This window comes from Candidatus Eisenbacteria bacterium (assembly GCA_005893275.1).
Taxonomy (GTDB): Bacteria; Eisenbacteria; RBG-16-71-46; order SZUA-252; family SZUA-252; genus WS-7.
Map to the genome: position 1 here is coordinate 22,877 of VBOW01000018.1, position 12,615 is coordinate 35,491.

Below are 12,615 nucleotides of genomic sequence, written 5' to 3' on the forward strand. Positions count from 1 at the left end.
CGCCCGCGGCGAAACCGGATCTGCCCGTCCATCTTGTCCGCCGATTTCTCCCGGCTCGGAGAGGAGGTCGAGCGCGTCGCCCGGGCGGGCGCCGACTTCCTCCACGTCGACGTGATGGACGGCCAGTTCGTCCCCAATCTTACCTTCGGGCCGATTCTGGTCCAGGCGATGCGCCGGCTCACCCCGCTCCCGCTCGACGTGCACCTCATGGTGGTCGACCCGTTGCGCTTCCTCGATGATTTCGCCGCGGCGGGTGCGGACCATTTGATCCTCCACGTCGAAACGGTCGAGGACCCCGCTCTGGCCGCCCGCCTCATTCGGGCCCGCGGGCTGCGGGTGGGCCTCGCGATCAAGCCCGAAACTCCGCTTCCGTGGCTCCTCCGGGCCCTCTCCGGGTGCGACATCGCGCTCGTCATGACGGTCGAGCCGGGCCAGGGCGGCCAGCCGTTTCTCGACGGGTCGGAGGAGCGTATCGCGGCGGTGCGGGCCGCGATCGAGGACGGGAGCCTCGACTGCCTGCTGGGGGTCGACGGAGGCATCAACCCCTCGACGGCTCGGCGGGCCGCGCGCGCGGGCGCGGACACGTTCATCGCGGGGCATTCGATCTTCCGCACGCCCGATCCGGTCGCGGCGCTTCAGGCGCTCCGTCGAAGCGTCGAAACCGCGTGAACGTGCTGGTGACCGGCGGCGCCGGATACATCGGGAGCGTCGTCGTCGAGGAGCTCGTGCGGGCTCGGAATTCAGCGATCGCGCTGGATGATCTCTCCACCGGTCACCGGGACGCCGTCGCCCCGCTGGCCCTTCTCGTCGAAGGGGGAATCCGCGACCCCGAGAAGCTCGACGAGGCCTTTCAGGCGAAGAAGATCGATTGTGTCATCCACCTGGCCGCCAAATCGCTGGTCGCGGAGTCGGTGGCGAAGCCCGACCTCTACGAGGAAGCCAACGTCACGCAAGGGATCCTCCTCCTCGACGCCATGCGGGCCCACGGCGTGACCGATCTCGTCTTCTCTTCCTCGGCCGCCGTCTACGACCCGTCCGCCCCCATGCCCCTCACCGAGACCTCGCTGCTCCGCCCGACGAACCCCTATGGAGCGACGAAGCTCCGATTCGAGCGCATCCTCGAGGAGCGCGCCGCGCGTGGTGAAATCCGCTACGTCGCGCTTCGCTACTTCAACGTGGCGGGGGCGAGCATCGACCGCGGCGAGGATCACCGGGACGAGACACACCTGATTCCGCTTCTCCTCGATGCCGCCCGCGGGGCGCGGGAGCCGGTGCCGATCTACGGATCGGACTACCCGACTCCCGACGGCACCGCCATCCGAGACTATGTTCACGTGGTCGACATCGCGGAAGCCCACGTCCGCGCGATCCGCTATCTCGCCGAGGGGGGCGAAAGCCGCGCGCTGAACCTGGGCGCGGGGCGGGGTGTCTCGGTGCGCGAGGTGGTCGCGGCGGTTCAATCGGTGACCGGACGGCCGGTGCCAACCCTCCCGGCGGCGCGGAGGCCCGGAGATCCGCCCGCGCTGATTGCCTCCTCGGAAGCCGCGCGCCGCGTGCTAGGCTGGAGCCCCCAATTCGGGGATCTGGGCGTGATCCTCGAGACGGCCTGGGGCTGGCGGGTGCGCCACCCGGAGGGCTACAAGGAATGAGCGAAAAAAACGACGAAACCGAAGGGCGCGACCCGGACGAGCTCGCTCGCGAGCCTTTGGTATCGGTACGGGAAGTGCCGGACGAGCAGACCGCCACCATGCTTTGCGATTTCTTGAAGAGCCAGGGGATCGAGGCCACCCCGCAGCCGGTCCAAATCGCATGGTTCAGCACGCTGGAAACGCTTCACCACGGGTTCTGGGGACGGGTCGAGGTGCTGGGGAGGGACGCCGAACGCGCGCGCGCCCTCATCGAGGAGTACCTGGCGGCGACCCCGGAGCAGGGCCCGGGAGAGGAGATCGCCTGACCTCCGTCGGCAGAGGAGAAATCGGGGCTCAAGCCGCGCCGCTCCTCACCCGCGCGGCGCTCGAAGCCCGCGTCCGGAGCTTCCGCGGCCGCCGGGTGGTCGTGATCGGCGACGTCATCCTCGACCGCTATCTGTGGGGCAGCGCCACCCGCGTCTCCCCCGAAGCGCCCGTGCTCGTGGTCGACGTGGAGCGCGAAGAGCTTCGACTGGGCGGGGCGGCCAATGTGGCGCACAACGTCCGCGCGCTCGGGGCGACGCCTGTCTTGATCGGGGTCGCGGGGGCGGATGCTGCGGCCGAGAGCCTCAGGCGCGAGCTTCACGCGCGCGAGGTCGACTCAAACGGCGGCGTGCTCTCCGATCCCACCCGACGCACAACGCTCAAGACGCGCATCATCGCGCACCACCAACAGGTCCTGCGCGCCGACGAGGAATCCCGTGAAGCTCCGGAATCCTCGGTGCTCGAGGAGCTCTGGCGCCGCGTCGAGCGCGCGCTTCCCGACGCCTCCTCGGTGCTGGTCTCCGACTACGGCAAGGGGGTCGTCACCCCCGCGTTGCTGGACCGGCTCCTGCCCGAGCTCAAGCGCCGCGGCATTCCCTGCGCGGTCGATCCCAAAGAGGAGCATTTTCTCCGCTACCGAGGCGTTTCGATCATCACGCCCAACGTCGCGGAGGCCTCCCAAGCCTGGGGGCGGAGGATCCGCAGCAACGAGGACCTGACCGAGGCGGGCTTCGGGCTGCGGGAAAAGCTCGACGCCGAAGCGGTCCTCATCACGCGCGGGGAAGAAGGGATGTCGCTGTTCACCCCCGAGGGGCACACCCACTTTCCGACCCGGGCGCGGAGGGTCTTCGACGTGACGGGAGCGGGAGACACCGTGGTCGCGACGATCGGGACCGCGCTCGCGGCGCGCGCTCCGCTGCCGGAGGCGTGCGTGCTCGCCAATCACGCGGCGGGGCTCGTCGTGGCGGAGCTGGGCACCGCGGCGGCGAGCGTGGCGAAGCTCATCGAATCCTTGGGAGACCTGCCCGTTGGGTGAAATTCTCACCCTGGAGGACGCGAAGCGCAGGCGAAAGGCGGCTCGAATCCTGGGCAGGCGTTTCGTATTCACCAACGGCTGCTTCGACCTGATCCACCCCGGGCACACCGAGCTCCTCCGCCGCGCACGGGGCCTGGGCCACTACCTCCTGGTGGGGCTCAATTCCGACCGATCGGTCCGCGCGATCAAGGGCCCCGGACATCCGATCCAGGGCGAGTTGGCGCGCGCGACGGTCGTGGCCGCGCTCGCGAGCGTCGACTACGTCGTGCTCTTCGACGAGGAGACCCCGCTTCGCCTGATCGAGGAGATCCTTCCCGACGTTCTGGTAAAAGGCGGGGACTATACCCCGGCCAACGTCGTCGGGCGGGAGGCGGTCGAGCGGGCCGGCGGCCAGGTCCATTTGATCCCGCTCGTTCCCGGCTTTTCGTCCTCCTCGATTACCGACCGGATCCGCTCGGGCCACCCCTAGCGAGCCCACACCCGGCCCCGGAACCGTCCGGAGCGGCGGGCTTGACAGGGGCGCGCCGTAGCGGGTAACGTGTTGTGTTTTCCCAACGTAGTGGATCCAGTGCGACCCTGATCGGCGATGTCCTGCTCCGCGGCGAGCGGCTCGAAGCTTCGACCGCATTACTCGGGATACGCCGGTTCCTGCACGAAACCCTTGAAGGAGGTGTGCCTCGAGTGAGTAAGCAACGACGTGTTGTGATCATGGGCGCTGGCGGACGAGATTTTCACAACTTCAACGTTTTCTTCAAGAAACGCCCCGAGTACTTCGTCGTGGCGTTCACGGCATCCGCCCAAATTCCCGGAATCGACGACCGCCGCTATCCCTCTGCCCTGGCCGGCGGGCGGTACCCCAAGGGAATCCCCATCGTCTCCGAGCAGGAGCTGCCCGACTTGATCCGCGAGCACGACGTCGACGAGGTCGTTTTCGCCTACAGCGACGTCTCCCACGAATACGTGATGCACAAGGCATCGTGGATCGCGAGCTTGGGCTGCGACTTCACGCTCATGGGTCCGAAAGCGACGCAGCTCACGAGTCGCGTCCCGGTCATCGCGGTGAACGCGGTGCGCACCGGCTCGGGGAAGAGCCAGACCACGCGCAAGGTCTGCGAGGTCTTGAAGGCGATGGCGAAGCGGGTCGTCGCGATCCGCCATCCGATGCCGTACGGGGATCTCTCCCGCCAAGGCGTGCAGCGCTTCGAAACCTACGCCGACCTGGACAAGCACAAGTGCACGATCGAGGAGCGCGAGGAGTACGAGCCCCATCTCGACCGCGGCACGATCGTCTACGCCGGGATCGACTACGCGGAGATTCTCCGCGCGGCCGAACGGGAGGCGGACGTCATCGTCTGGGACGGCGGGAACAATGATTTCTCGTTCGTGAAGCCGAATCTCCAGGTCGTGGTGGCGGATCCGCACCGCCCCGGTCACGAGCGCTCCTATCATCCCGGCGAGACGAACGTGCGCCTCGCGGACGTGGTGGTGATCAACAAGGAGACGACGACCGACTACGAGAACATCGAAGCGGTCCGCAGCTCGGTTCAGACGCTCAACCCGGAGGCCGTCATCATCGACGCCGCCTCGCCGATCACCGTCGATCATCCGGAGCGGATCCGGGGGAAGCGCGCCCTCGTGATCGAGGATGGGCCGACCTTGACCCATGGAGAGATGAAATACGGCGCGGGAGTCATCGCCGCGCGCCGCCACGGGGCGAGCGAGATCGTGGACCCCAGGCCCTGGCTCGTGGGAGGCATCAAGGACACGTTCCGCCAATATCCGGATATCGGTCCCCTCCTTCCGGCGATGGGGTACTCGAAGGAGCAGATACGGGATCTCGAGCGCACGATCAACGGATGCGATTGCGACGTCGTGATCGTCGCGACGCCCATCGATCTGAGACGCCTCGTGAAAATGAAACACCCGGCCGTGCGCGTGGGCTACGAGCTGGAGGAGATCGGCCGGCCGAAGCTCGAGGACGTAATCCGAGAAATGCTGGGTCGCGTGGAGGCTTCCGGCTTCAAGAAGCCGGGGGCGAAGGACAGGCAAGGAAGAGCCGCCGGGCTCGGCGCGGGCGGCATGAAAAAGGCGGCCCGCAAGGCGGCGCGGGTGAAGACCAAGCGTTGAACCTGCACGAATATCAGTCCAAGGGCATTTTTCGGGCCGCGGGGATCCCGGTCCCGCCGGGGGACGTGGTCTCGAACGTGGAAGACGCGCTCGCCGCCGCGGAGCGTTTCGGCTATCCGGTCGTGGTCAAGGCCCAGGTCCTGGTCGGCGGCCGCGGCAAGGCGGGGGGCGTCAAGGTGGTGCGCGGCGGGGAGGAGCTTTCGCGCGAAGCGGGGCGCATCCTCGGGATGGAGCTCCGCGGGCTCAAGGTGAACCGCGTGCTGATCACGCCATCGGCGGAGATCGCGCGCGAGTATTACGCGGGGATCGTTCTGGATCGGAGGAACGAGAGCCCGCTCCTCATGGTGAGCCCGGCCGGCGGGATCGACATCGAAGAGGTGGCGCGCGCGGGCCCCGAGAAGATCCTCCGGATTCCGATCGACGGGAGAGGGCTCCCGGGCTACAGGGCGAGGGCCGCCGCGCGATTCCTGGACAAGGACCCGGCGGTTCAGAAGCGGATCGTCCCGATCCTGATCCGACTCGTACGCGCCTACCACGATCAAGACGCCTCCTTGGCCGAGATCAATCCGCTCGCCGTCACGAAGGACGGCCTTGTCCTGGCCCTCGACGCGAAGATCGTGCTCGACGACAATGCCCTCGACCGGCATCCCGATCTCGCGGCCATGCGCGATCTCTCGGCCGAAGATCCGGGCGAGATCGAGGCGCGCGAGCGAGGTCTCTCGTACGTGAAGCTCGACGGAACGATCGGATGCGTCGTGAACGGCGCGGGGCTCGCGATGGCGACCATGGACCTGATCCAGTTCCACGGAGGGAAGCCGGCGAACTTCCTCGATATCGGGGGCTCTTCGAACCCGGACAAGGTCGAAGCCGCGATGCATATCCTGACCGGAGACCCGCGCGTGCGGGCCGTGCTTTTCAATATTTTCGGCGGCATCACCCGCTGCGACGACGTCGCGCGGGGACTCCTTCTCGCGCTCGACCGCCTGAACGTGAGGATCCCGATCGTGATCCGGCTCACGGGTACCAACGAGAAGGAAGCGCGCGAGATCCTGGGAGAGCGCGGGCTCATGGCCCTGAGCGACATGGATGAAGCGGTGCGGGCCGTGATCGCGCGCGCGGCGGAGGCGGCGTGAGCGTTCTGGTCGGGCGCGCGACGAAGGTCGTGGTGCAGGGGATCACGGGACGCGACGGCTCCTTTCACACGCGCGGCATGCTCGACTACGGCACCAAGGTCGTGGCCGGCGTCACCCCCGGAAAAGGGGGAGACAAGGTGCATTCGGTTCCGGTTTTCGATTCGGTCGAGGAGGCGGTGGCGAAGACGGGCGCGAACTGCTCGGTCATCTACGTTCCCGCGGCGCTCGCCCAGGACGCGATCTACGAAGCCGTCGACTCCGGGATCCCCCTCGTGGTCTGCATCAGCGAAGGAATCCCCGTGCGCGACATGGTGGAGGTCTCTGCCTATACGCGGGGCCGGCAGGTCCGGCTCGTCGGGCCGAATTGTCCGGGGCTCATCTCGCCCGGGTCGTGCAAGGTGGGCATCATGCCGGGAACGATCGTGAAACCGGGGAAGGTGGGCGTGGTGAGCCGCAGCGGCACGCTCACCTACGAAGTGGTCTGGCAGCTCACCCGCGCGGGCCTGGGCCAGTCCACGTGCATCGGCATCGGCGGCGATCCGATCGTGGGGACCCGGTTCGCCGACATGTTGGCCCTCTACCAGCAGGACCCCGGAACCGAGGCGATCGTCTTGATCGGCGAGATCGGCGGAAGCGACGAAGAGGACGCCGCGCTTCTGATCCGGCGCGCGATCTCAAAGCCGGTCGTCGCGTTCATCGCGGGCCAGACCGCTCCCCCCGGAAAGCGCATGGGCCACGCGGGCGCGATCGTGTCTGGAGGCTCCGGCACCGCCCAGGAGAAAATGGCCCGCCTTCAGGAGGCCGGCATCCCCGTCGCGAAGACGCCGTCCGAGATCCCGGGCTTGATTGCGGCCGCGCTCCGACCGAGGCGGAAGTCCAAGCTCAAGCTGGTGCGCGGCAAGGCGAAGAAACCGGCTCCCGCCACCCGGCGGCGCGGACGCTAGCGACGCCCCAGGCGGTTCCGCTGCCGCGCCACACCGACCCTGTTCGCCGTGATCCCCCTTCTCCAGAAGGAAGCCTTATTCCCCAAAGGGAATCCGCGCCGCTTCGCATTTAGCCCGGCCCCGCATCGCAAGGAGGAAGAGACTTGGAGGAAACACTTTTCATGATCAAGCCGGACGCCGTGGAGAAGCACAAGGTCGGCGTCATCCTGGCCGAGGCCGAGCGCGCCGGGTTCGAGATTCTGGACCTGCGTCTCGTGAGGCTCGCGCCGCGCGACGCCCGGCTCTTCTACGCGGTGCACGAGGGGAAGCCCTTCTTAGAGGAGCTGGTCCAGTTCATGTCGTCCGGCCCGGCGATCCCATGCCGGGTTCGGCGCGAGAACGCCGTCCAGGCGCTTCGGGATCTGATCGGCGCCACCGATCCCAAGGAAGCCAAGCCGGGCACGATCCGGGCACGATTCGCGGAGAGCAAGGGGCGGAACGCGGTGCATGCGTCCGACTCGCCGGAGTCCGCGCGCGCCGAGATCGAATTCTTCTTCGGAGACGGGTCGGCGCGACGCTAATCTAAAGAGCCATGGAGCTCAAACTACACGAGGTCGAGGAGGGGCAGAGCAGGCTCGACATGGAGCTTGCGGCCGATTCCGTCGGGATCAGCCGGCAGGATGTCGCGCTGGAGGGTCCGCTCAAGATTGGCCTCAGCCTGGACCGCCGCGGAGACGAGATCTGGATTCGCGGAACCGTGCATGCCATTGCCCTGCAACAATGTAGCCGGTGTCTCGTCGAATTCTCCCAGATTCTCGAATTGGATTTCGAAGTTTTCTGTGCTAAGTTGCCATCTGCCCGCATGATGAGCCCCAAGGCCCTGGATGAAGAGGACGGGGGGGTCCATTTCCACGACGGCCACGTGCTCTCCATCGACAGCGAGATCCGGGAAGCGGTGCTGCTCGGTCTTCCCATGAGGCCGCTCTGCCGCGATACATGCGCGGGCCTTTGCCCGCGGTGCGGAGAAGATCGCAATCTCGGGCCGTGCCGTTGCGTGGGCGCGGCCGCCGGCTGATCCGGAAAGGCACCGGACCTACGCCCCGCGCGGCCGGCGACGAACATCCAACGAAGGGAATGTGGAACGATGGCTGTACCCAAGAGAAGGCATTCGAGCACCCGCGGCAAGAAGCGCCGCACCCACTGGAAACTCGCGCTGCCATCCCGATCGCTCTGCCCCCATTGCAGTCAGCCGAAGCTCCCGCACCGCGTGTGCGGGCATTGCGGCTACTACGCGGGCGAAGAGGTGATCTCGCAGGAGGAGTTGAAGAGTACGTAAGGGCGGGGACGGGGCGACGGTGAGCGATCGAGCCGGACGGCCGGTCATCGGGGTGGACGCCATGGGCGGCGACCTTGCCCCCGGTGTGGTCATACAGGGCGCCATGGAGGCGATCCGCGAGTCGACGGGCGCGTTTGATGTCCTGCTCATCGGCGATGAGGCGCTCGTTCGCGAGGAAGCTGCCCGCCTGCATCTGAGCGCGGACCTGCCCCCCGTGATCCACGCATCGGAGCGCGTGGAAATGGGTGAGTCCGCGGCCACCTCCGTTCGAAAGAAGAAGGACTCCTCGATCAATATCGCCGCGCGCCTTCAGAAGGAGCGCCGGACCAGCGCGATGGTATCCGCCGGAAATACCGGCGCGGTCGTGGCCGCCGCCCTCTTCGGCCTGGGCCGGATCGAGTCGGTGCAGCGTCCCGCGATCGCCACGGTGCTCCCCACCCCGCAGGGCAACGTCGTGATTCTGGACGTGGGCGCCACTTCGGACTGCAAGCCGTACCACCTCCATCAATTCGCGATGATGGGCAGCATCTATGCCAGGCTGGTGCTCCACGTGGAGCGACCACGCGTCGGGCTGCTGAACATCGGGGAGGAGGCGGAGAAGGGGAGCGAGCTCTACTACGAAGCGCATCAGCTGTTGAAGCAGAGCCCCGTCCATTTCGTCGGAAACGTCGAGGGCCGGGACATCATCCTCGGCACGGCGGACGTCGTCGTGTGCGACGGTTTCGTCGGAAATGTGCTTCTCAAGTTCGCGGAGAGCGTGATTCCGAGCGTGGGCAATATGATCCGAGACGAGATACGGAGCGATCCTCTGAGCATGCTCGCGGGGCTCCTCCTGAAGCCGGCCTTCCGGAGGCTCAAGCGCCGCCTGGACTATGCCGAGGTCGGCGGGGCGCCGCTCTTGGGAGTCGACGGTACCTGCATCATCGCCCACGGGCGCTCGAACGCGCGCGCGATCAAGAACGCGATCCGGGCGGCGGCGCGGGTCGCCGAGGCGCGCGTCGCGGGATTCATACGCGAGGACCTTCAACGGCTGGCGCCGGAGGCCGCATGACGGCGGCGGGGAATCGGCAGGGTGGCCGCGCGAGGAAACGGACATGATCTCATCCGCGCGCGACGTCCATATCATCGGAGTCGGATCCTGCACGCCGGACCGCGTGCTGACCAACAAGGACCTGGAACAGATCGTCGATACCTCGGACGAGTGGATCACGACGCGGACCGGGATCAAGGAGCGCCGCATCGCCGATCCCGAAACACCCGCCTCCGCGCTCGCCACCGAAGCGGCGCGTCGCGCCGTCCGGGATGCCGGGGTGAAGCCGGAAGAGCTCGATCAGATCATCGTCGGGACCGTGACGGGAGACCGCCCGTTTCCCTCGACCGCGTGTCTCGTGCAGGACCGCCTCGGCGCCGCCGGGGCGTACGGGTTCGATATCTCCGCCGCCTGCTCCGGGTTTCTCTATGCGCTCTCGCTTGGGCGCACGCAGATCGCGGCCGGAGCGGCGGACACCGTGCTCGTGATCGGGGTCGAGACCCTTTCGAAGATCGTCGACTGGACCGATCGCAACACGTGTGTGCTCTTCGGCGACGCGGCCGGCGCCGTCGTGCTCCGCTCGACGGGACAACCCGGCGGGATTCTGTCCACGAAGCTCCACAGCGACGGGTCCCTGACGAATCTGCTCGAAATGCCCGGGGGCGGCTCGCTCCATCCCGCGTCGCACGAAACGGTCGACCGAAAGCTCCACTACATCCGCATGAGCGGAAACGACGTGTTCAAGTACGCCGTCCGCGCCATGGAATCGGTGGCCTGCGAGGCGCTCGAGGCCGCGGGGCACAGACCGGAGGAGCTGGATCTCCTGTTTCCTCACCAGGCGAACTATCGCATCATCGACGCCACCGCGAGGCGGCTCGGCCTGCCGATGGAGAAGGTCTTCGTCAACCTGGATCGCTACGGAAACACCTCGTCCGCCTCGATTCCGCTCGCGCTCGACGAGGCGAAGCGCCTGGGGCGCCTCAAACCCGGCGATCTCGTGGAAATGGTGACGTTCGGCGGAGGCTTCACGTGGGCCGCTTCCGTGGTGCGCTGGTGAGCCGGATCGCGTTCCTTTTTCCGGGCCAGGGCTCGCAGGCGGTCGGCATGGGTCGCGCCCTCGCGGATCGTTTCCCGGAAGCGCGCGAGGTTTTCGACCGCGCCGACCAGGTCCTCGCCATGCCTCTCTCCTCCCTCTGCTTCGATGGACCGCTCGATGCGTTGACCCGCACGGAGAACACGCAGCCCGCGCTCTTGGTCACGAGCGTCGCGGCGGCCCGCGTGCTCGAGCGCCGCGGCGTGCGGCCTTCGGCGGGGGCCGGGCACAGCGCGGGGGAATTCGCGGCGCACGTGGTGGCGGGCTCGCTCTCCTTCGAGGACGGGCTGAGGCTCATCCGCAGGCGGGGCGAGCTGATGGCGAACGCGGGGAAGGAGCGGCCGGGAACGATGCTCGCGGTGCTGGGCCTGGGTATCCCTGAGATCGAGAAGCTCCTCGCCGCGGTGGCGAGGCCGCGCGATCTCGCCGCCGCGAACTACAACTCGCCCGGACAAATCGTGCTGTCCGGAACGCGCGAGGCGCTGGATCGCGCCTCGGAGGAGGCCAAGAAAGCGGGGGCCAAGAAAGTCGTCCCCTTGCACGTCAGCGCCGCGTTCCATTCGCCGCTCATGGAGACCGCGGCGCGCGGGCTCGGCGAGGCGCTGGAGTCGATCGATCTCAGGCCCGCTCGGTTTCCGGTCTACGCCAACGTTTCCGCGCGGCCGGTGCAAGCCCCCGAGGAGATCCGCGCCGCGCTCCGGGAGCAGCTCCTCCAGCCGGTGCTGTGGGAGCAAACGGTTCGCGCGATGGTGGAAGACGGCGTGCGGCGGTTCGTCGAAGTGGGCCAAGGGCGCGTCCTCCGCGGCCTCGTGAAGAGCGTCGACCGCGATGTGTCGCTTTTCGGAAGCGAGGACCCGGAGGCGGCGGAGGCCGCCGTCCAGGCGCTCCAGGAAGTCGCGGCGTGAGCGACCGGCGTTTCGCGGAAAGGGTCGCGGTCGTGACCGGCGGGGCGAAAGGAATCGGCCGCGCGGTCGCATCGCGGCTGGCGCGCGGCGGCGCCCGGATCGTCGTCTCGGGGCGGGACGGAGCGGCGCTCGAGAGGGCGTGCGCCGAGCTTCGCTCGGAGGGGGGCGACGCGATCTGGGCCCAAGGGGACGTGTCGAAGCCCGGGGACGCGGACGCGCTTTGCGCCAAAACGCTCGAGGCGTTCGGCAGGGCCGACATCCTCGTGAACAACGCGGGTGTCACGCGCGACAATCTGGTCATGCGCCTGAGCGAGGAGGATTGGGATCAGGTCATCGACACCAATCTGAAGGGGAGCTTTCTCTGCATCCGCTCCTTCACCCGGCCCATGATGAAACAGCGGTGGGGCAGGATCGTGAACATGAGCTCCGTGGTCGGGCTCATCGGCAATCCCGGCCAAGCGAATTATGTCGCGTCCAAGGCGGGAGTGGTGGGGCTCACGAAGGCCGTTGCCAAGGAACTGGCATCGCGCCATATTACGGTGAATGCGGTAGCTCCAGGGTTCATCGAAACCGCGATGACAGCCGATTTGAGCGAGAAGGTGCGGGAGGGCTTGAAGGCGCAAATCCCCCTCGGACGGCTGGGATCCGCCGATGACGTGGCCCACGCGGTGGCGTTCCTATGCTCGGAGGAGGCCGGCTATGTCACCGGCCAGGTACTGTCCGTCGATGGCGGTATGAGGATGTGAACGATCGGATTGCGGAAACCGGAATCCAAAGGGAGGTGATGCAGGGAATGGCCTCATTCAGCGAAGATCGGGTCAAGCAGATCATCGTCGATCAGTTGGGCGTCGCGCCGGAGCAGGTGACGCCGGAAGCATCCTTCATCGACGATCTGGGAGCGGACTCGCTCGACACCGTGGAGCTCGTGATGGCCCTCGAGGAGGAATTCGACATCGAAATTCCGGACGAGGACGCGGAGAAGATGACCACGGTGGCAGACGCCATCAAGTACCTGGAATCGCACGTGCCGAAGAACGCCTGATTCGGCGCCGCGCCGGACGCGTCGCGTTCCGCGCGGGT

General features: G+C 67.3%; 12 protein-coding genes and 2 pseudogenes. All 14 read left to right on the forward strand.

The window, feature by feature from the left end:
* Positions 1–18: 18 nt before the first annotated feature.
* The gene (gene rpe, locus E6K76_03185; protein ID TMQ59986.1) at positions 19–669 is read left to right on the forward strand and encodes a ribulose-phosphate 3-epimerase; all 651 of its coding nucleotides are present in this window, start codon (positions 19–21) and stop codon (positions 667–669) included.
* Positions 666–1,649, forward strand: coding sequence for a UDP-glucose 4-epimerase GalE (gene galE / locus E6K76_03190; protein ID TMQ59939.1), 984 nt, complete (start codon positions 666–668; stop codon positions 1,647–1,649). Before rpe ends, galE begins: the two co-directional genes overlap by 4 nt.
* Before the next feature lie 160 nt (positions 1,650–1,809).
* A pseudogene (gene rfaE1 / locus E6K76_03195) lies at positions 1,810–3,457 on the forward strand (D-glycero-beta-D-manno-heptose-7-phosphate kinase).
* Positions 3,458–3,696: 239 nt separating this feature from the next.
* Positions 3,697–4,974, forward strand: a pseudogene (locus E6K76_03200) (GTPase).
* Positions 4,975–5,111: 137 nt separating this feature from the next.
* Positions 5,112–6,248 carry an ADP-forming succinate--CoA ligase subunit beta gene (gene sucC / locus E6K76_03205; GenBank protein TMQ59940.1) on the forward strand — a complete coding sequence of 379 codons (1,137 nt, stop codon included), beginning with the start codon at positions 5,112–5,114 and terminating at the stop codon, positions 6,246–6,248.
* Positions 6,245–7,192, forward strand: coding sequence for a succinate--CoA ligase subunit alpha (gene sucD / locus E6K76_03210; GenBank protein TMQ59941.1), 948 nt, complete (start codon positions 6,245–6,247; stop codon positions 7,190–7,192). The genes sucC and sucD overlap by 4 nt, the downstream gene beginning before the upstream one ends.
* A gap of 143 nt (positions 7,193–7,335) precedes the next feature.
* Positions 7,336–7,752 carry a nucleoside-diphosphate kinase gene (locus E6K76_03215; GenBank protein ID TMQ59942.1) on the forward strand — a complete coding sequence of 139 codons (417 nt, stop codon included), beginning with the start codon at positions 7,336–7,338 and terminating at the stop codon, positions 7,750–7,752.
* 11 nt (positions 7,753–7,763) lie between these two features.
* Positions 7,764–8,246, forward strand: a complete 483-nt coding sequence (locus E6K76_03220) for a DUF177 domain-containing protein (GenBank protein TMQ59943.1) — start codon at positions 7,764–7,766, stop codon at positions 8,244–8,246.
* Positions 8,247–8,315: 69 nt separating this feature from the next.
* The gene (locus E6K76_03225) at positions 8,316–8,507 is read left to right on the forward strand and encodes a 50S ribosomal protein L32 (protein TMQ59944.1); all 192 of its coding nucleotides are present in this window, start codon (positions 8,316–8,318) and stop codon (positions 8,505–8,507) included.
* Between the two features lie 61 nt (positions 8,508–8,568).
* Positions 8,569–9,558, forward strand: a complete 990-nt coding sequence (gene plsX, locus E6K76_03230) for a phosphate acyltransferase PlsX (protein TMQ59987.1) — start codon at positions 8,569–8,571, stop codon at positions 9,556–9,558.
* Between the two features lie 43 nt (positions 9,559–9,601).
* Positions 9,602–10,594 (forward strand): ketoacyl-ACP synthase III, encoded by a 993-nt coding sequence (locus E6K76_03235; GenBank protein ID TMQ59945.1) that lies wholly within the window; start codon positions 9,602–9,604, stop codon positions 10,592–10,594.
* The gene (gene fabD, locus E6K76_03240; protein TMQ59988.1) at positions 10,591–11,535 is read left to right on the forward strand and encodes an ACP S-malonyltransferase; all 945 of its coding nucleotides are present in this window, start codon (positions 10,591–10,593) and stop codon (positions 11,533–11,535) included. Before E6K76_03235 ends, fabD begins: the two co-directional genes overlap by 4 nt.
* Complete coding sequence (gene fabG / locus E6K76_03245) at positions 11,532–12,281, forward strand: 3-oxoacyl-[acyl-carrier-protein] reductase (protein TMQ59946.1); 750 nt, start codon at positions 11,532–11,534, stop codon at positions 12,279–12,281. The genes fabD and fabG overlap by 4 nt, the downstream gene beginning before the upstream one ends.
* A 47-nt stretch (positions 12,282–12,328) precedes the next feature.
* Positions 12,329–12,577 carry an acyl carrier protein gene (gene acpP / locus E6K76_03250; GenBank protein ID TMQ59989.1) on the forward strand — a complete coding sequence of 83 codons (249 nt, stop codon included), beginning with the start codon at positions 12,329–12,331 and terminating at the stop codon, positions 12,575–12,577.
* The last annotated feature ends 38 nt before the right edge of the window (positions 12,578–12,615 follow it).